Source organism: Actinomyces israelii DSM 43320 (assembly GCF_000711965.1).
Lineage (GTDB): Bacteria > Actinomycetota > Actinomycetes > Actinomycetales > Actinomycetaceae > Actinomyces > Actinomyces israelii.
Window position 1 is genome coordinate 1 of sequence record NZ_JONS01000055.1, and the last position, 18,395, is coordinate 18,395.

The following is an 18,395-nucleotide window of genomic DNA, read 5'->3' on the forward strand; positions in this document are numbered from 1 at the left end:
AGGAAGTGACCGATATGGCGATCACCGTCTACTCCAAGCCCAACTGCGTGCAGTGCAGCGCTACCTACCGCGCCCTGGACAAGGCGGGTCTGGTCTACCGGACGGTGGACGTCGCGCTCGATGTCGAGGCCCTCGAGCAGGTCAGGGCCCTCGGCTACGCCCAGGCCCCTGTGGTCGTGGCCGGAGAGGACCACTGGTCCGGTTTCCGTCCGGACAAGATCAAGGCCCTGGCCGTCGCCGTCGAGGCCCTCGCGGTCTGAGGGGCGTGCCCGCCTCGAGTCCCGGGGGCGGCCCGCTCCTGGTGTACTTCTCCTCCGCCTCGGAGAACACTCACCGCTTCGTGGGCAGGCTCGGTTATCGCAGTGCGCGTATTCCGCTGCGCCGTCGGGATGAGCCGCTCACGGTCGGTGAGGAGTACGTCCTGTTCGTGCCGACCTACGGCGGGGGGTCCGTCAGGGGGGCCGTGCCCAAGCAGGTCATCGCGTTCCTCAACGACCCGCGCAACCGTTCCCTGTGCCGGGGCGTGATCGCCTCGGGGAACACCAACTTCGGTGAGGCGTACTGCCTCGCCGGCGACATTATCGCGAGCAAGCTCGGGGTGCCGTTCCTGTACCGCTACGAGCTTCTGGGGACGCCCACCGACGTCGCACGCGTCAGACAAGGATTGGAAGACTTTTGGCAGACACGCTGACGGACACCGGGCTGGAGCCCGCCCCCTCCCCGGAGCTCGACTACCACGCTCTCAACGCCAGGCTGAACCTGTACGACGCCAGCGGGAGGATCCAGTTCGACGCGGACCGCCAGGCCGCGCGCCAGTACTTCCTCCAGCACGTCAACCAGAACACGGTCTTCTTCCACGACATCGAGGAGAAGCTCGACTACCTGGTCGAGGAGGGCTACTACGAGGGGGGCGTCCTGGAGCGCTACTCCCCGGAGTTCGTCAAGGCCGCCTTCAAGGCCGCCTACGCGCACAGGTTCCGCTTCGAGACCTTCCTGGGCGCCTTCAAGTACTACACCTCGTACACGCTCAAGACCTTCGACGGAAAGCGCTACCTGGAGCGCTTCGAGGACCGGGTCACCATGGTGGCCCTGGCGCTGGCCGACGGCGACGAGCAGCTGGCCCTGGACCTCATCGAGGAGATGATGACCGGCCGCTTCCAGCCGGCCACGCCCACGTTCCTCAACGAGGGCAAGGCCCAGCGCGGCGAGCCCGTCTCCTGCTTCCTCGTGCGCATCGAGGACAATATGGAGTCGATCGCCCGGGGCATCAACTCCGCCCTGCAGCTGTCCAAGCGGGGCGGGGGAGTGGCCCTGCTGCTGAGCAACCTGCGTGAGATGGGCGCGCCCATCAAGCGCATTGAAAACCAGTCCAGCGGCGTCATCCCGGTGATGAAGCTGCTGGAGGACTCCTTCTCCTACGCCAACCAGTTGGGGGCGCGCCAGGGCGCGGGGGCCGTGTACCTGCACGCCCACCACCCCGACATTATGCGGTTCCTGGACACCAAGCGCGAGAACGCGGATGAGAAGATCCGCATCAAGACCCTGTCGCTCGGCGTCGTCATTCCCGATATCACCTTCGAGCTGGCCCGGAATGACGAGGACATGTACCTGTTCAGCCCCTACGACGTCGAGCGCGTCCACGGGGTGCCGTTCGCGGACCTCGATGTCACCGAGAAGTACCGTGAGATGGTCGACGACGCGCGCATTAAGAAGACCAAGATCAACGCGCGCAGGTTCTTCCAGACCCTGGCCGAGATCCAGTTCGAGTCGGGCTACCCGTACGTCGTGTTCGAGGACACGGTCAACCGCGCCAACCCGGTCAAGGGCAAGGTGGTCATGTCCAACCTGTGCTCGGAGATCCTGCAGGTCTCCGAGCCGAGCGTGCTGAATGAGGACCTGTCCTACGCGCACGTCGGCAAGGACATCTCCTGCAACCTGGGCAGCCTCAATATCGCCAGGACCATGGACTCTCCGGACTTCGCCAGGACGATCGCGACCGCGGTGCGGGGGCTGACCGCCGTCTCGGAGCAGACCCACCTGCCGAGCGTGCCCTCGATCGACCGCGGCAACCGCGAGTCCCACGCCATCGGGCTCGGGCAGATGAACCTTCACGGCTTCCTCGCCCGCGAGAGGATCCTCTACGGCTGCGAGGAGGGCCTGGACTTCACCAACGTCTACTTCGCCTGCGTGCTCTTCGCGGCCCTGAGCGCCTCGCACGACCTCGCCGTCGAGCGCGGCCGGACCTTCGTCGGCTTCGAGGATTCCGCGTACGCCACCGGCGAGTTCTTCGAGAAGTACACGACCCGGGACTTCGTTCCCGTCACCGACCGCGTCCGGGAGATCTTCGAGGCCTCCAGCGTGCACGTGCCCACGCGCGCGGACTGGGCGGAGCTGGCCGAGAAGATCCGGCGTGACGGCATCTACAACCGCAACCTGCAGGCGGTGCCGCCGACCGGCTCGATCTCCTACATCAACCACTCGACGTCGTCGATCCACCCCATTGTGGCCAAGATCGAGATCCGCAAGGAGGGCAAGATCGGGCGCGTCTACTACCCGGCTCCCTACATGACGGACGACAACCTGGAGTACTACCAGGACGCCTACGAGATCGGCCCGGAGAAGATCATCGACACCTACGCCGCGGCCACCCAGCACGTGGACCAGGGCCTGAGCCTCACCCTGTTCTTCCCGGACACCGCGACCACGCGCGACGTCAACCGGGCCCAGATCTACGCCTGGCGCAAGGGCATCAAGACCCTCTACTACATCCGCCTGCGCCAGGCGGCCCTGACCGGCACCGAGGTCGAGGGCTGCGTCTCCTGCATGCTGTAGAGACGGTGGTTGGCGTTGACTGGTGCTGAGTTATGGGCACAAATATTCTAAATGGTGTCGCCGGCTGGGAGTCCGCTCGCCCTTACCGGGTTTTTATAGACGAGTCGGAGGTTCGTGGTTACACGATTGTCGCAGTATTGGTTAGACCGTCTGACGTGCATAAAATAAGAAGGATTTTACGCACGCATTTGCGGTCGAATCAACGGTCCCTGCATTTCACCAATGAGCGCCCCTCTGTGAGACGAGCGGTTGTGTCGGATATTCAGCAGATGAATATCGGTATCGAAATATATCATCTTGACAGTCCCCCTAGGGTGGCTCGACCAAAAATTCTTAAGGTGCTAGCGAGACGGCATCGACGCTCGGGCTGTCAGCAGCTCGTCCTGGATCAGGATGATTCGGTCCTGAAGCCAGACAAGCAAGTTCTCAGTCAAGAACTCAGTCATGGCTGGGATGGTACTTTCGGTCACCTGCATGCTCGCGAAGAGCCATTGCTATGGTTGCCCGATGCTATCGCCTGGTGTTGGTGCAGAGGCGGAGAGTGGAAGAGGATGGCTCGCCTGATGAGGCCAGTTGAGGTTCCTATAACCCTCTAAGAAGGCGCGGAACCCGGCTCGCCCACCGTCCGGAGGGCTGCCGGGCCCACTTCGCAGGGCTACTGCCCCTTGCGGGACCAGGGTACGCAGGCGCCGTCTGCAACGCAAGTGTTTGTGTCAGCGCCGGCGTAGCCTGATCCCGGGGCGACAGGCGCGCGGGTACCCTGCTCCCATGCCTGTCTCGTTGCCGCGACGCGCCTTCGCGGTCTCCTCGGTCCTGGGCGTCATGGGCCTGCTCGGCTGCGGTGCCAATGCGCACGGCAGAGAGGTTGAGGACTACTTCGAGGGCTTCCCGATCGTCCAGGACGCATCGGCGGATCGCACCGGCGACTCCGCCAACGGCTATCGCACCGATGTTCAGCTGACTCTTGTCGACGACGCCGAGCTCGAGCAGATCCTGGACATGCTCGCTCAGGCTCGCACCGCGTACACCAGACGCGGGGCGTCGGTCTTCCCGACTCTCGTGTGGAGTGCCTCGGGCACCGCCGTGACACTGAACCTGCCGGATCTGGGCGATAAGAATGAGGATCCCGAGCGGGAGGAGGAGATGGTTCGGCTGGCGGCGGGTCTTGCCGGCGGATCGGCGCAGAGCGTGAGCGGCTCTCAGACCCAGATCGAGATTGATCGCGGGGACGGGGACGACCTGCCCGATGATCTTGTTGTCTCCTGCCCCTCCTCTCCCAGCGGCACAGTGTACGTCGTGAAGGACCACGTGGGGCTGCCCGGCTGGAGCGTGACGGTCGGCACCGCCAGCGGCGAGGACCTTTCCGCGGTTCTGCTCGGCAAGGTGATCAGCCGCATGATCGTTCGCGGAACGGCTTCTGACCCTTACTCGCTGACCTTGGAAAGCGAATCTGCTTCCGAGAGTGATCTCGTGACCCTGACGGTTCATCTTCCTCAGAGCGTCTCCGGATCCGAGAAGGACGCCGCGGCTGCCGTCCTGCGGGCCGTCGTCGACACGCCGGTGCTTGAGTACGTCGATATCTATGGCGTGGAGGACGGCACGCGCTTCTCATACACGGTGAAGGACGGCGTCCCCGGCGTTGACGCGGAGGCCTCGAACTCGGCCCGCGAGGCTCGGGACATCCTCAAGAGGGCCGGCGTCAGGTCGTGACGGTCCTCAGGCGCTGCCCAGCGCGGCGCCTCGGGGTCTGCGATCGCTTACTACGCTCCTTTGTCCCTTACTACGCTCTTTTTCCTCGTACAGTAAAGGACAAAGGAGCGTAGTAAGCGAGGAGGCCGGACGGGGCGGGGCCGAAAACCGTGTGTGACCGGGCGCACCGACGTACGCTTGACGGGTCCGCACCCCGTGCCTGCCGCGGCGCAGTGCACGACAGGCACGGGCCGATGACGACGTCAGGACATCACCATGCCAGATCCTGCCCATTCCAACGACAACCCACCGTCCACCTCCGACTCCAGCCCAGAATCCACCTCGGCATCCGGCTCAACCGGCTCGTCCACCGTCAGCCGCCTCAACGCCCGAGTCATCGGCATCTGTGTGGCCGCCGCACTCGGCGGCTTCCTCTTCGGCTTCGACACCGCGGTCATCAACGGCGCCGTCGACGCCCTCGCCGGCACGTTCGAGCTCAACGCCGCGCTCAAGGGCTTCGCCGTCTCCTCCGCCCTCATCGGCTGCACCCTCGGCGCCTGGTTCGCCGGGCCTGTCGCCAACCGCATGGGCCGCGTGCCCGTCATGCTCATCGCCGCCGTCATGTTCCTGGCCAGCGCGCTCGGCTCCGGCCTGGCCTTCGGGGTCGTCGACTTCATCGTCTGGCGCGTCGTCGGCGGCCTGGGCGTGGGTGCCGCCTCCGTCATCGCCCCGGCCTACATCGCCGAGGTCTCCCCGGCCAGCGTGCGCGGGCGCCTGGGCTCCCTCCAGCAGCTGGCAATCGTCGTCGGCATCTTCTCCTCGCTGCTGGCCGACGCCATGTTCGCCGGCCTCGCCGGCAGCGCGGCCAACGAGCTCTGGTTCGGCATGGAGGCCTGGCGCTGGATGTTCATTGCCGAGGCCGTGCCCGCCCTGGTCTACGGCCTCTTCGCCTTCCGACTGCCCGAGTCCCCGCGCTTCCTCGTGGCGCGCGGCGACTACGACAAGGCGTCCCAGGTCCTCTACGACTTCACCGGCATCGTCAACGTCAACCTCAAGATCGAGGAGATCCGCTCCACCATCGACTCCGCCAAGCGCGAGTCCCTGGCCGATCTGCGCGGCAGCACCCTCGGTCTCAGGCCCATCGTCTGGGTGGGCATCCTGCTGTCGATCTTCCAGCAGTTCGTGGGCATCAACGTCATCTTCTACTACTCCACCACCCTGTGGCGCACCGTCGGCTTCCAGGAGTCCGACGCCCTGACCATCACGGTCATCACCTCGGTCACCAATATCGTGGTCACCATCGTGGCCATCCTCCTGGTGGACAGGGTCGGACGGCGGCCCATGCTGCTGGCCGGGTCGTTCTTCATGACCGTCGCCCTGGGGCTCATGGCCCTGGCCTTCTCCTTCGCCAACGTCAGTGACGGTGAGGTCACCCTGGAGGCGCCCTGGGCTCCCATCGCGCTGGTGTCGGCCAACCTGTTCGTGGTGGCCTTCGGAACCACCTGGGGCCCGCTGGTGTGGGTGCTGCTGGGGGAGATGTTCCCCAACCGTATCCGCGCCGGAGCGCTGGCGGTGGCGGCGGCCGCCCAGTGGGTGGCGAACTTCGTCATCTCCACGACCTTCCCGGTCCTGTCCAATATCGGCCTGACCTTCGCCTACGGGTTCTACGCCCTGTGCGCCCTGCTGTCCCTCGTCTTCGTCTTCCTCAGGATCCCCGAGACCAAGGGCAAGGAGCTGGAGGACATGGAGGAGCTGACGGTCTGATCCGACGGTCCGGGTGACTGGTTCCGGGGCTGGGTGCGCCGCTGATCGGGAGCTGCTTGGGAAGTTACGGCCTCCGCGCGCTTCTCAGGTGTCGGCGGTTCCGGGCGTGGTGGGATCGGCACGATCCCGCGAGATCCTGCTTGAGGGGGCCCGCGCGGTCGCCGATGTCGGGAAGTGTCTGCGCCGTCGAGATGGAGCGGGCAGGTGCAGTCAGGTTGCGATGATGAGACGCTGGTCACCGAAGGCGGCGGTCAGTTCTACGGTGCCGCCGAGCGCGGTGATGTAGGCGTGCAGAGTTGCCAGACCGGAGCGGCTCAGGTCGCCCGACTCGAGTGCTGAGATTGTCGGCTGGGTCAGGCCCATCCTCTCGGCGACCTCGGCCTGTGTCAGTCCCTGCTGCTCGCGGATCTCCCGGAGTCGGTATGCCGTCTGCTCTGCCGCGAAGCGTGCTCGGTGCTCGGCCACAGCACTCTCGTGCGGCGGCCGGCGGCGGCGCACGGCCTCCCAGCTACTCGTTCTCGTCATCATTGCTCTCCCTCAGCCATTGATCGAATCGGAGCTCGGCGAGCGGGATGCTTTCCCGGTACCACTGCTGCCAGCGCCCTCGTTTGTCCCCGGCGATGAGGAGCACGGCTCTTCTGCGAGAGTCGAAGGCGAACAGGATGCGTATCTCGCTGCGCCCGGAGGATCCAGGACGAAGTTCCTTCAGGTTGTGATAGTGGGAACCGATGAGCAGGTCAACAAGTGGCCGTCCAAGGGTCGGTCCGACTGCCGCCAGGTGATCGATGGCGGCGGCGACCAGGTCGTAGGAGACGTCGTCGAGACTCAGCAACCATGACTCCACGTCCTCCCACAGGATTACCTCCCATGCCACTCATCCAGTATAGATCATGGTCTATACCGGATGGAAGCGGGGCCGTGCCCGCCGCTGTGGTTCGGCGCCGGTGCAGCCGCGGGATCGGCACGATCCCGCGGCTGCACCGGCGGCGGAGCTGCGGGCGAGAAGCGGTCGGCCCGCTCACCACCTTCGGAATCGATCGTCTGGGCGGCCTACTCGGCGAGCAGGTAGGCGCGGTTGCGGCTGGTGGGCGGCGCCGTCGCGGTCACCAGCCCGTCGCTGATCAGCGCGCGCAGAAGCGGTCGGAGCGCGGTGGGGGACTTGTCCGTCCGCTCGGCGATGTCCTGGATCTTCAGCGGCTCCCGGGTATCGAGGACAGACAGGACCGCCCACCTGGCCCCGGTGCCCGCCATGCGCAGCCTGAGGTCGGCGAGTAGGTGGGGGCCGTCGTTCATGCCGACCAGAAGCCCCTCCGCAACGAGCCCGCCGAGGAGGTCGCGCACGTCGTCGGAGTCGAGACCGAGATTTCGCCGCACATCGACGACCCGCACCTTCCCGTCCCTGCGCGCCAGCGCCAGAACGGAGTCCGCCGCGGTGCCCCGCGGCCCGCCGGGAAGGGAGTCGAGCCACGCCCGCACATCGGGGTCGAGAAGGCCGAAGCGGGACAGCTTGACCGTCACGCGGTCGATCGTCGTCGCCTCGTAGTCCGGCGCGGGCAGACCCTGCTGGCGCATGGAGCCGATCATTCGCGGAACACCCGTGCCGGCGGCCTCGGCCACCACACCCCTGCCATAGGGGCGGGGAACGCTGCGCAGAAGGTTCGCAAGGACCTTGTTGCGGGAGACGGGAATCCCCTCGTCAAGATTGGCAACGGTCCTGCCCCCGTAGAGGCCGCCGGGGTTCCCGATCTCGACCCGGTCCTGATAGATGTCCACAGCAACCGTCTGCCCCTGAGCGTGCGCGGAGTAGTCGCGGTGCATCACCGCATTCGTGATGGCCTCCCGTAACACGTCTTCTGGAATCTCGAGAACATCTTCCGCCAACGCCCCTCTCGTCATTCGGCGGCGGCGCAGATTTCGTGCCACCGCGGACACGGCGTCCTCCACCATAAGGGGAATAGGGCCGTCGCACACCCGCCGATCGAGGAAGCGCAGGTCGCCCTTCTGGGCCTTCTGGGTGCCGGGATGAACGGAGACGTCCACGACCAGTCGTGGAAGCTCCTGCTGCGGGTACGGGGAAAGCGTGACGTATCCGGCGAAGGTCGGGACGCTGTCGGATGTCAGGACGTTGAGCCGCCTGAGGGCGGCCTCCCGGTCGTCCTCAGCGATATGGTCGAGGATGTGAGAGCCGCTGCTGCGAAGCTCGGTGAGAAGGCGGTCCACGTTCCGAGGGTCGAGGTCCTCGAGAGTCGTGCCGGTCACCGGCTCACGATCCGTACGGTCCTCGATCCGACGGCTCGCCAGCACGTACACCTCGTAGGAGGACAGGCGGACGTCATGGTCGTCGACGCGCTTGAAGCTGCCGTTCTGAATCCCCTTGGCGGTGACATGGCACGGCAAGTCGAGGTCCGGGCGCTCGCGCAGGGAGGGCACGTCGGGGACGACCACGGGGCGGCCGTCCACGGTGGCGCGCTCCGGGTGACAGCCCGGCACGGGGAGCACCTTGGCGCTCCCCTGCGACGAGGTGTCGAGTCCGGTGGTCAGAGCGTTGATCCGCCGGCTGGCAACCGACTCGGTGAACCCCTCGGCCGGCTGGAAGTTCTCGCGCTCGTCGAGTCCGAGGATGACGGTTCCCCCGTCCGTGTTGGCGAAGGCGGAGATGGTGTCCCAGATGCTCTTCGGGAGATCGTGGACGGCGGCCTTCGCCTCCACGAGGGCGTCGTCGCTGCGCTGCCGGCGCATGCGCGCGACGTGGGAGAGCAGGTCGTCGTCGGTCACGACGTCACTGTGCCTCAGTGAGGGCGTCACTTTGTAGAGTGAGAAGCACAGTTTCTACAGTGAGAGCGTCACTCTATAGAGTGAGAGGCCTGATCTCTTCACTGACGGCACCTGTTCTGCCATGAGGCCGTCGGCGAGCACCGGGGCCGGCGGGCACCGAGGCCGGCGAGGCCTGTAGCCCACCGTCGTTCGACGGCGGCCGCTGGGCCGCCCGACGCTGAGACCCGCTGCGACGGTGCGGGCCGGGTCGGGTGAGTGGCGGGCCTCAACGTCAGCGGAGGTACGTTCACGCCCCGGCGCGCCCCGTCCGAGCGCCCGCACGCCCAGCCCGCCCACAGCCTCCGCCCACTTCGCGGTCTCCTTCACCGAGCTCGGTCGTACTCCGGCTCGAGATCGGTTCAAGGGGCTCAGCGGGCACCCGCCGGTGGGCCTCCACCAGCCGCGCCGGGACTCTCCGAGACCCCAGGAGGCCCCGGGAGGCCGACATCGACCGACACTGCGTCACGCTGCCGAGCGCTCGGCGAGGCCACTGAGCGGGGTTGCCAAGCGCCTGGCGGCCACCGAGCGGGCCCACTGCGCCGAGCACCCCGTCGGCCCGCCGCCTTCTCCGCAGTTCCTCTACCGGAGGAGTCCTCCCTGTTCCCTTTCCGAGACTGTTCGCGTACGGTCGAGAGCATGCCGCATATCCAGATTCACTCTCGTCTCCGCCATAGACACAGCCTCCTGCAGATCCTCCTGACGGCGCTCGTCCTGGCCCGCCCGGCCTGGCCGTCCCGCCTGGCCTGGGCGTTCTGAGCGGCGCACCGGGCTGCCCAACGCCTGCGGGCCTCGGGCAGCCGCATGTGACGGCCCAGGTGCGGAGGGATTGCGCAGGGACAATGCTTTCGAGACCCTCCGCAGGGTGCGTGTGGCACGACGTCGGGCCCTCCCGCCCTCGTCGGCCTCCCTGCCATGACCCGAGGCCGGCTCCGGCGGCGAGCGCGAGTCGGTGCAACGAGTCCGCGCGCGTGCGGCGGGCCAGACGCAGGCGGTCCGCTCAGGCGCCGCGCTGGGACAGCAGCCAGTTCCGCAGCCCCGTCAGCTTGTAGGCGGGCTCGAAGGAGGCCATGTGCTCCATCGACTGCGGAGTCGGGTTCGCTGTCATCACCGTTCCGGCGACGAAGGTGGAGAAGTTGCGCGGCTTCTCCTTGCTGAATAGTGCTTCTGCCTGCTGGAGGAGCACGGAGGGGTCCGCCGTCGCATCCCACTCCTCATCGGCAACCGCGAAATCGACGCCGGCCTGAGTCAGCATGTCCTCGGTGGCGGTCTGGCCCTCCAGGGCCGGTTCGTCCCCACCCGCGACATGGTAGATGAATGTGGACTCGCCCAGACCGGAGAGCTGAGTCGGGTCCCACTGCCCGTCGACGAACATGAGAGCCGTGAACAGGTCGGGCTGCTTACCCGCCAGGACCAGGTGGATCATGCACCCCATGGACTGCCCGGTGCCGTAGACACGGGTGGAATCGATGGCGTACTGGCTCTGCAGCCATGCAACGAAGCGGGCGGTGATATCGAGCCAGTCGGTCGTCGTGTAGCCGTCATGGTCGTCCAGGACCGTCTCGGTGTAGGAGGGCGCCACCACAATGCACGGATTGGCCGCCTGGGTGACGCTGCTCGCCCAGATGAGCGCGCCGTACTGCGATAACGGGGTGGTGGGATCATCGGATACGGTGCTGGCGTCGGCGATGTAGTGCAGCAGCGGGTAGGAGCCGGAGCCGGAGTAGCCCTCGGGCAGGAACACGTTGAAGGTGAGTTCTGGCTGGAATTAAACAAGATCGGTGCGTGGCGGTGTGATTGGGAGGTGCTCGAAGTCGTAGTCGAAGGTGCGGTTGGTGATGTAGGCGGTGAAGGCCGCGAAGGTGTTCTCCGGGGTGTCGCGCTGGAGGTTGGCGATGTTGGCTTTGGCGGCGTTCCACACGTGTTCTGTGGGATTGTGGTCGGGGGCGTAGGGGGGCATGTAGATGGGTGTGATGCGTTCCAGAGCCTGGCCGGGGGCATAAAGATCGTTCAAGGCCTTGGCGTGGTGGAACCTGGCGTTGTCCAGGACCACCGCGATCTTCTTCCCCTCATCGGTCTCGCGCGCCAGGCGACCCATCATGAGGGCGGGTCTGCTCGGCGTTCTGGTTTCCCTCGATGGGGTAGATCCTCATTTTCTTGGTCGTCAGGCTCAGTGCCCCGAAGAACGACTGGCTCGCCTTCTTGCGGTCCACGTACAGCCTTGTTCTCTTTCCCTTGGGAAGCCACATGCGCCGGGTCTCGGCCTCGTGCTCCACGCGGACCTCGTCGACGGTACAGGCCTCCCAGCCTTCTTCCAGCAGATCGTTGACCTGGCGCCGGATCTCGGCCATCCGCCTGGCGATGGCCTTCTCGTCGCGGCGCTTGTCGAACGGGTCGGGGAGCAGAGGCTCATGCCCAGAAAGCGCATGAGCAGCCGATAGGAGGACTCGGACCTGTACCCGACTCCGAACCTGATGGACACGACGTCCTTAAGGGCCGGGACGTCCCAGAAACCGGCCTTGACGCCCGCCTCCGATGGCGGTCTACCGAGAATCTCCTCCAGCTCCTCCTTCTGCGCCCGCTTGAGCCTCGCCGCGTTCTCGTTGCCGGCGTGACCGGTTACCACGGAGCTCAGCCTGTATTTCCGCCATTCCGACAGCCACTCACGTACCGTCCCCTCGGCCCGCTCGACCATCTCCGCAATTAATATCCAGGCCGACGCCGCGGGCGGCGTACAGAATCGCCTCCGCCCTCATTCTCACAAGCTTGTAGGTGTCCGAGCGCTTCTTCCACCTGATGAGGATGTCCCGTTCCTCGTCCGCCACGTCGATCTGCATGAGGCTATCTTATACGAGGTGCTCCGCAGACGCCAACCAGGAATCCCGCAGCAGCCGCCCCAGAATGCCATTTTGTTTAATTCCAGCCATACTTGTCATTTTCGTCTGGTGCATGCTCGATCGCGATCTTGTCCTGCGCGTCGATGTATCCAGTAGAATCATCTACTAACGGTTTCTACCTTACCATCCGGCGCTTGCGCCCGCTACAGATTTTCCTTGCACTAGTCCCAGAGCGCACCAGCCGTTCAGGATGCGCGGATGTTCCGTACCTCGGCCTGACGCGAGTCCCAGAAGCATCACTCGCCATCGTCCTCGGACCGCGGCACCTGGACCCAGGTCCATCCGCTTGTCGTGACGAGCACGCCTCGGCCCTTGGGTACGGGGCCGCCTATCGACCGCGACAGCCTGACCGACAAGTGCGCTCCGTCGTCCATGTTGCGGGGCGCCAGGATGAGGCCGGTCCGGTTCTTGCGCACTTGGGCGATGATGCCGCGGTACATGCCTCCGATCTCGTCGATGCCGCACGTGATGAGCACGCCTCCCGGTGCGTCCCGGCAGGCCTTGAGGTGCTCCTCGAAGACCGGTCCGAGCGGGTGGTCGTTTCCGAGCACGTCGAAGTCGTCGACGACGAGCAGTGTCTCGGTACGCCGCTCCTTGAGGGCGTCACGGAGCTCGTTCGGCTTGGTATCTGGACCGAGGACCGCTGCGACCCCGTCCCTACCGCCCAGAGCGGTCACCGGGGAGCGCCGGGGCAGCACAAGCACAAGTCGCGTCCCACCCGCCAGTGCGGTCCGCGCCCCGAAGGCGAGGGCGGTCGAGCGCCCCGAGCGCCGGGGCCCGGTCACGAGCACGCCATTGCCGACCTCGTCCATCGCGACCGGAATCAGGCCCAGGTCATCACCGCCGACGGCCAGTGCGATGCTCCCCGACCGGATCTCAGGGCCGAGGGCCAGCGCCTCGTCAGCAGTGATCGTGATGGGCAGCTCGTCCACGCGTCTGGGGCGCTGCGAGCGTGACGGCTCGCCCCAGCACTCTGTCGCCAGGCGCCCGGCCTCGTGGATGGCGGCGACCTGAGCCGTGCCCACGGTGCTCGCCGTCAGCAGCGCGAACTGCACCTCGCGGGGCGTAATACCACTGCGAAAAGCACGCCCCACGGGCATTGACACGGGAACGTCCCTTGCCCGCATTCCTACCAGCTCAAAGTCGTCGGACGCCGGCATGCGCAGCAGGAGACGGTCCTCCAGCATCATCCCAAACCTTCCGCGGAAGACCGAGCGGTCCCCGGCGACGACCACACGCAGTCCCACGGCGGCGCCCTCGCGCAGCAGAGTCTCCACGCTCTCGATCAGAGCCCCGCCATCGATATTCTCAAAGCTCGCCATGAAGGAGTCCCAGCGATCGATGAACAGAAGCAGGTAGGGCAGCCGCTCCCCCTCCGGTGCGGCCGCGCGCTGCTCGGACAGGGAAGCGAACCCGTGGACGGCGAGGAACTGCTGGCGGCGCGCCACCTCCCAGCCCAGCAGCCCGAGCAGGCGCCGCACCCGGTCCGGCTGGTCGCGCGTGACGACGGCGCCCGTGTGCGGCAGGGAGACCAGCGGCAGCAGCGCGCCCGAGCTGGCGTCCAGGCCGTAGAGGTGGACGTCGGCGGGCGAGGCCGTGCGCGCGATCCCCGCCGCGAGGGTGCGCAGGAGGGCCGAGCGCCCCGAGCGCGGGGCGCCGGCGACGCCCAGGTGCCCGGCGCGCGTGTAGTCCCAGGTCATCGGCCTCTGAGCCTGGAGCGCCGGAAGATCCTCCAGGCCGAGAGGCAGCGGCGGTAGAAAGCCCTCCGTCCGCGGATCCGCACCGGCAGGACCAGCCTCCGCGGAACCGCCGTCGGCGGCGCCGTCTCCCAAACCGATCTCAGACGCGCCGTCTTGGCCAGCCGGGGACTGCAACTCTTCATAAAGACGTCTGTCGATCTCATCCAGGGTAATGACCTCGGGCAGCGGCTCCAGCCACGGGTGGTGCGGCATCGGCCTGCCGAGTGAGGAGAAGGCCCCGCCAATCGCCCCGACCAGGGTGGCCAGGTCGGTGGGGATGGTTGCGTCCTCCTCCGCCACCGGAGGCGCAATCTCCGGCCGGGAGAGCTCACTGAGGGTCAGTGTCGAGGTGCGCAGCTCGGCGCGCACCGCCCCGCGCGGGCGCCCGCCCACGCGGGAGGCCTGGAACTGCATGAGTCGCCCGTGGCCCAGGCGCGCGTAGGCCCGCCCCGGGATCGAGGGCGGGATGTGGGCGGAGGCGGAGGACTCGACCACGTCCTGGGAGTCGCCCTCGTCGGTCACGCGCAGGGCGATGCGCAGGTTCGTGTTGGACTTGATCTCCGCCGAGACCACGCCCGCGGGCCGCTGGGTCGCCAGCACCAGGTGCACGCCCAGGGAGCGGCCGCGCCGGGCGATGTCCACCAGGCCGGTGACGAAGTCGGGCAGCTCGGCCACCAGGGCGGCGAACTCGTCGATGATGAGCATCAGGCGCGGCATGGGCTCGTCGCCCGGCCGCATGCTCGCCACGTAGTCCTCGATGTCCTTGGCGTCGGCCCGGGCCAGCTGGTACTCGCGGCGCCGCAGCTCGGCGCCCAGCGACTCCAGGGCCCGGGAGGTCAGGTGCCCGTCGAGGTCGGTGACCATGCCCACCGTGTGGGGCAGGCGCGCGCAGTCCTTGAACGCCGCCCCGCCCTTGTAGTCCACCAGCACGAACGTCATCGCCTCGGGCGTGTTGCCCACGCACAGGGAGGCGATGAGCGTCTGCAGCAGCTCGGACTTGCCCGAGCCCGTGGTCCCCGCGATCAGGGCGTGAGGGCCGTCCGCGCGCACGTCCAGCACGAACGCGCCCTCAGCATCCTCACCAATGACCGCGGTGGTTGTCCGCCCGGCGCCGCCCCACCGGGACAGGACCGCACCGGCATCAGGCTCGCCCAGGCCGATGACGTCCAGGAACCGGGACGAGCGCGGGATCGCCCCCTGCGCCCCCTGGGAGGACACGTCGCGCACGGGAGCGAGGCTGCGCGCCACCCGCTCGGCCCAGCCCGGCGGCGGGGCGTCGAGCACGACCTGCTCGACCTCGTCGGTGTCGGTCTGGGAGACGGCGGCCAGCGGCTCGTCGGCCATGACGACGGCCCGGCACTCCTCGGGCAGCGAGACCCGGTCCTCGTCGATGCACAGGAACATGATGCCCGCGGCCGGGCCCGCCCGCAGCACCTGCACCATGCCGGGCACCAGGCGCAGCGCGCGGGCGCCGTCGAGCACGACGACGGTGCGCGTGCCCGGCGGGGCGTGCTCCTCGGCGCGCTGCTCGATCTCGGCGATGGCCGGGGCGACCAGCACCGTGAGGCTGAGCTCGGCGGGGGAGTGGAGGACCGCGCACTGGGACACCATCCAGCGCGCCGTCTCGCGGCGCCTGGGCCCGGCGACGCCGGCGACGCCCAGGCGCCCGAGGGGCACGGTGACGGGCACGTCCGGCGCGGTCCACCTCAGCGGCTCCTCGTAGGAGGCGCGCTCGGGCACGTTCAGCTCGACCTCGCTGGGCATGTCCGCCGTGCCGACCCTCAGGTCGAGCCAGTCCCGGTCGTGCACGCGCCGCTCCCACAGTCCCGCGCGCGGGCCGGTGGCGCGCAGCATGACCTCCGCCGGGTCGGGGTGGTCCTGCCTGCGCAGCCCGCGCTCCTGAATGAGCGCCTTGAAGGCGGCCCGCTCGGCGCCGAGCTTCTGCTCCTCGTACTGGGCCATCGCCTGGCGGAACATCTTCTTGCTGTTGGCGCGGCTGGTGAGGCGGTTGGCGATCATCATGATCGGGGAGAACATGAGGAACAGCAGCGATGTCAGCCGGTGGGTGAAGAAGAACATGACCCCGCCCATGACGATGGGCGCCAGGAGCATGGCCGGGGAGAAGGGCTGCTTGCGCAGGTCCCTGGGCCTGCGCGGCAGCGTGAACACGGTGGGCCGCGTGGGCCGGGTCAGCCGCGGCGGGCGGTTGAAGTCGACGGTGGGCGCCCCGGCGGTCGGGGTCACCACGGCATCGGCCTCGGGCACGGGCCCGATCATGAGCTGGGTGTCCCCCACGCTCAGGACGGTGTCGGCGGGCCAGCGCGCGGGTCCCTTCAGGCCGCGGCGGTCCAGCTCGATCAGCAGGCGCCGCGCATCGGGGTCCTGCGGAGGGAGGCCTCCCGCCGCAGCACCCAGATCCTACCCTCGCTGCGGGCCTACCACGGCGCGGGCGCCTCGGGGAGACTGCGCGCCAAGGAACAGGTTGACCGCGGAGTCGTCGACGCCAGCCGCTGTCTCAGGCTGGCCGGTTCAGGGGGTGTGTGGTTGTGGGGTCGGTGGCTGGCTGGGGGTGGGGCGGCCCTGGCACAGCCCGGGCAGGGCGGACTGGGTCAGGTTGACCAGGTCTGTCCTGATGTCGCTGTGGAGCTCGCGCATGTCGTTGACCGACAGCAGGAGGTAGTGGTCGCCGCAGATGAACAAGGTCGAGGCGTACAGGGGCGGGTCCCGGGTGACGCCGGTGCCGACCTTGGCCTCGCCCGTGCCCTCGACGCCGAGGAAGGAGGAGGCCGACGTCGTGTCGCCGGTGGCGGCGTCGTGGCCGAATCACCGGTTCTGGTCGTCGGGGGTGATGAAGTCGGTGTAGGCGACCAGCCTTCCCTTGGAGCCGGCCGCTTGGATCCAGCACGTGGCCTCCGCCACGGCAGTTGCTCTGTATCGGGTCCAGAAGGAAAGGTTGGGGCCGAGCATGGCCTGGATGGACGAGTCCGGGATACCCGCGCAGGTGTAGGTGTCGTCAGCCGCAGCGCTCGTGGGGACAACAGCCGTCGGCGACGGTGAGGCACCACCCACGCGCCACGAGCCCGCGCAGGCCCCAGAGCCAGCACCGTGACAGCCGCAGCCACCGCCGACAATACCCGACTACAACATGAGAGCGCGGATCTTCCTCACTTTTTTCTTCGTCACTTCCTCAGCCGGGCCGATTTAAAGACAATCAATTAATGAATGGCGTCAGATCAAGTTGGGGGTGGGCTTGGGAAAATGTCTTTATCGGGTGGGCCAGCCGCGACGGGTGGAACGGCGTCGATTAGAGGCGCGAAAACTTGACGCAACTCATCCTGCTGCTCGAGCGACACGCGCCCGTCCCGTACATTGGTCAATCGTACATAGAGCATGTTGTCGTCTGGATAGTGCCATGCGATGTATGCGCCATTGTCCGCGGTCCACGACCACCCTTTGCCATCTTCCCCTTCGAACTCGACCGCTTTGGCGGTGTCTGGGAAATGGGTCGGAATATCGTCGAAACGTAAATCGCCGTTAAAGCCAGGATCATTACCTAAAGAATCGCTTGACACGTAACTCAACTCAAAGAGACCGAACGGATCAGAACCGGAATAGGATGTAGTGCTGCAAATATAACTATACTCAGTACGACCATTTCTGTCACTGCTTTTCATGGGATTATTGTAGTATCGGTAGGAGCGCACCTCGTATCCCAGTGTTTCCTTGAGATTTTTGGTTGACAGTACACCGCATATGTACTCGTCTGTCACTGGCGCGTGGCTCTCAGCCTGTGATGAGCGATGCGGGCTGGTAAAGCCTGTGCAAGCCACAGCACCGAAAGTCAGGCAGGCTACCGCGAGCCCTGCCGCTGCTCGCCTGCGCATTGAAATTGAAGCCGTGAGTGGGTGATTCGTCATGGTCCTCTCGTAGACTTTATTGTGTATAGTACGTCGGAGGTTACTTCTTGATCTTGATGTCACCCTCGTCTCCCCCTTGTCCGTCCTCTCCCGAGATTCGCGCCTTTCCGCTGTTCATGCCGGCATCGATTGCCGCATCCGTACTATTGAAAATACCCGTCGCATTAGGGTAACTTTCCTCATTGTTATTGGTGCGCGCTGTCCTGAGGCTGTTTGCCCAATTATGAACCTGCTCATTCTGGGCATCACTCGGATTCGCGGCCAGATCCATTGTCTTGTTCTCCGGGGAGAACCAGCTGTAGGTGTTCCCGTCCTTATCGCTCATGCGCTGAGGATCGTATGCCCCGGACTCGGTGATCAATCCTTTATTGGAGGCCTCTGCGTAGGCCTGCGCCTCAAGGGCATTCCGCGAAGCTGCGATTGGATCCTGGTAGGAGGGGGCGTTATCCAGTTGAGAAAGAAGTAGAGGTTTTGTAACAGACGTGCCCAGGCTCCACACCGTAGGGGCTGCTCAGGGGGTCGGCGTTGTTATGGGGTGGGTTGTTGTGTGAGTTGTTGGAGGGTTTGGTGGGGGTGGGTTGCCCAGTAGCGGCAGGTGGAGGCGATGCTGCTTTTTCGGCGTTGTCGGCTGGGGTGGTCGGGGCTGGTGAGGCGGATGAGGCTGATGGCGGTGTTCCTGAGTGTGGCCATGGCTCGGGCGGTGGTGGTTGTGGGCAGTTGGTGGCGGTCCTCGTCGAAGGTGACGT

16 protein-coding genes and 2 pseudogenes are annotated in these 18,395 nt (G+C 66.5%); 5 read left to right on the top strand and 13 right to left on the bottom strand.

What is annotated here, in order from left to right:
- Nucleotides 1–14: 14 nt before the first annotated feature.
- The 5 genes from nrdH (at nt 15) to O145_RS13545 (ending at nt 6,285) form a co-directional block, all read left to right on the top strand.
- On the top strand, nt 15–260 hold the full coding sequence (nrdH, locus tag O145_RS13525; RefSeq protein WP_043563920.1) for a glutaredoxin-like protein NrdH: 246 nt from the start codon (nt 15–17) through the stop codon (nt 258–260).
- 5 nt (nt 261–265) lie between these two features.
- Nucleotides 266–691, top strand: a complete 426-nt coding sequence (nrdI, locus tag O145_RS13530; protein WP_043563913.1) for a class Ib ribonucleoside-diphosphate reductase assembly flavoprotein NrdI — start codon at nt 266–268, stop codon at nt 689–691.
- Complete coding sequence (nrdE, locus tag O145_RS13535; RefSeq protein ID WP_043563914.1) at nt 676–2,832, top strand: class 1b ribonucleoside-diphosphate reductase subunit alpha; 2,157 nt, start codon at nt 676–678, stop codon at nt 2,830–2,832. The genes nrdI and nrdE overlap by 16 nt, the downstream gene beginning before the upstream one ends.
- A 768-nt stretch (nt 2,833–3,600) precedes the next feature.
- On the top strand, nt 3,601–4,542 hold the full coding sequence (locus tag O145_RS13540; RefSeq protein WP_043563915.1) for a hypothetical protein: 942 nt from the start codon (nt 3,601–3,603) through the stop codon (nt 4,540–4,542).
- Nucleotides 4,543–4,797: 255 nt separating this feature from the next.
- Nucleotides 4,798–6,285: a sugar porter family MFS transporter gene (locus O145_RS13545; protein WP_084682631.1), complete on the top strand. Its 1,488-nt coding sequence runs from the start codon at nt 4,798–4,800 to the stop codon at nt 6,283–6,285.
- Nucleotides 6,286–6,495: 210 nt separating this feature from the next.
- Here the strand turns inward: O145_RS13545 and O145_RS13550 are convergent, their stop codons facing one another.
- The 13 genes and pseudogenes from O145_RS13550 to O145_RS19935 form a co-directional block, all read right to left on the bottom strand.
- Complete coding sequence (locus tag O145_RS13550) at nt 6,496–6,750, bottom strand: helix-turn-helix domain-containing protein (protein WP_229118578.1); 255 nt, start codon at nt 6,748–6,750, stop codon at nt 6,496–6,498.
- Nucleotides 6,751–6,793: 43 nt separating this feature from the next.
- Nucleotides 6,794–7,159 carry a type II toxin-antitoxin system RelE/ParE family toxin gene (locus O145_RS13555; protein ID WP_043563917.1) on the bottom strand — a complete coding sequence of 122 codons (366 nt, stop codon included), beginning with the start codon at nt 7,157–7,159 and terminating at the stop codon, nt 6,794–6,796.
- Nucleotides 7,160–7,335: 176 nt separating this feature from the next.
- Nucleotides 7,336–9,060 (bottom strand): ATP-binding protein, encoded by a 1,725-nt coding sequence (locus O145_RS13560; RefSeq protein ID WP_043563918.1) that lies wholly within the window; start codon nt 9,058–9,060, stop codon nt 7,336–7,338.
- Between the two features lie 1,036 nt (nt 9,061–10,096).
- Nucleotides 10,097–10,843: pseudogene (locus O145_RS13565) on the bottom strand (carboxylesterase family protein); the annotation flags it as partial.
- 21 nt (nt 10,844–10,864) lie between these two features.
- Nucleotides 10,865–11,197: a transposase gene (locus O145_RS13570; RefSeq protein ID WP_084682632.1), complete on the bottom strand. Its 333-nt coding sequence runs from the start codon at nt 11,195–11,197 to the stop codon at nt 10,865–10,867.
- Complete coding sequence (locus tag O145_RS13575; protein WP_229118580.1) at nt 11,166–11,447, bottom strand: hypothetical protein; 282 nt, start codon at nt 11,445–11,447, stop codon at nt 11,166–11,168. Before O145_RS13575 ends, O145_RS13570 begins: the two co-directional genes overlap by 32 nt.
- A 312-nt stretch (nt 11,448–11,759) precedes the next feature.
- Nucleotides 11,760–11,933 carry a hypothetical protein gene (locus tag O145_RS19370; RefSeq protein ID WP_229118581.1) on the bottom strand — a complete coding sequence of 58 codons (174 nt, stop codon included), beginning with the start codon at nt 11,931–11,933 and terminating at the stop codon, nt 11,760–11,762.
- Nucleotides 11,934–12,229: 296 nt separating this feature from the next.
- Nucleotides 12,230–16,027, bottom strand: coding sequence for an FtsK/SpoIIIE domain-containing protein (locus O145_RS13585; protein WP_052375182.1), 3,798 nt, complete (start codon nt 16,025–16,027; stop codon nt 12,230–12,232).
- 234 nt (nt 16,028–16,261) lie between these two features.
- The gene (locus O145_RS18375; RefSeq protein WP_156966776.1) at nt 16,262–16,432 is read right to left on the bottom strand and encodes a hypothetical protein; all 171 of its coding nucleotides are present in this window, start codon (nt 16,430–16,432) and stop codon (nt 16,262–16,264) included.
- 123 nt (nt 16,433–16,555) lie between these two features.
- Entirely contained in the window at nt 16,556–16,801 is a 246-nt protein-coding gene (locus tag O145_RS18380) for a hypothetical protein (protein WP_156966777.1), read from the bottom strand.
- Between the two features lie 164 nt (nt 16,802–16,965).
- On the bottom strand, nt 16,966–17,406 hold the full coding sequence (locus O145_RS18385; protein ID WP_156966778.1) for a hypothetical protein: 441 nt from the start codon (nt 17,404–17,406) through the stop codon (nt 16,966–16,968).
- Nucleotides 17,407–17,689: 283 nt separating this feature from the next.
- A complete protein-coding gene (locus tag O145_RS19930; protein WP_156966779.1) occupies nt 17,690–17,974 on the bottom strand; it encodes a hypothetical protein in 285 nt (94 codons plus the stop codon).
- 203 nt (nt 17,975–18,177) lie between these two features.
- Nucleotides 18,178–18,395, bottom strand: a pseudogene (locus O145_RS19935) (hypothetical protein); the annotation flags it as partial.

Excerpts from the sequence above, each read along its gene's own strand:
- O145_RS19930 (WP_156966779.1), bottom strand. The coding sequence starts at position 17,974 with ATGAGCGATAAGGACGGGAACACCTACAGCTGGTTCTCCCCGGAGAAC.
- O145_RS13575 (WP_229118580.1), bottom strand. The coding sequence starts at position 11,447 with ATGGCCGAGATCCGGCGCCAGGTCAACGATCTGCTGGAAGAAGGCTGG.
- O145_RS13570 (WP_084682632.1), bottom strand. The coding sequence starts at position 11,197 with ATGATGGGTCGCCTGGCGCGCGAGACCGATGAGGGGAAGAAGATCGCG.
- O145_RS18385 (WP_156966778.1), bottom strand. The coding sequence starts at position 17,406 with ATGAAAAGCAGTGACAGAAATGGTCGTACTGAGTATAGTTATATTTGC.
- O145_RS19370 (WP_229118581.1), bottom strand. The coding sequence starts at position 11,933 with ATGCAGATCGACGTGGCGGACGAGGAACGGGACATCCTCATCAGGTGG.
- O145_RS13545 (WP_084682631.1), top strand. The coding sequence starts at position 4,798 with ATGCCAGATCCTGCCCATTCCAACGACAACCCACCGTCCACCTCCGAC.
- O145_RS13540 (WP_043563915.1), top strand. The coding sequence starts at position 3,601 with ATGCCTGTCTCGTTGCCGCGACGCGCCTTCGCGGTCTCCTCGGTCCTG.
- nrdH (WP_043563920.1), top strand. The coding sequence starts at position 15 with ATGGCGATCACCGTCTACTCCAAGCCCAACTGCGTGCAGTGCAGCGCT.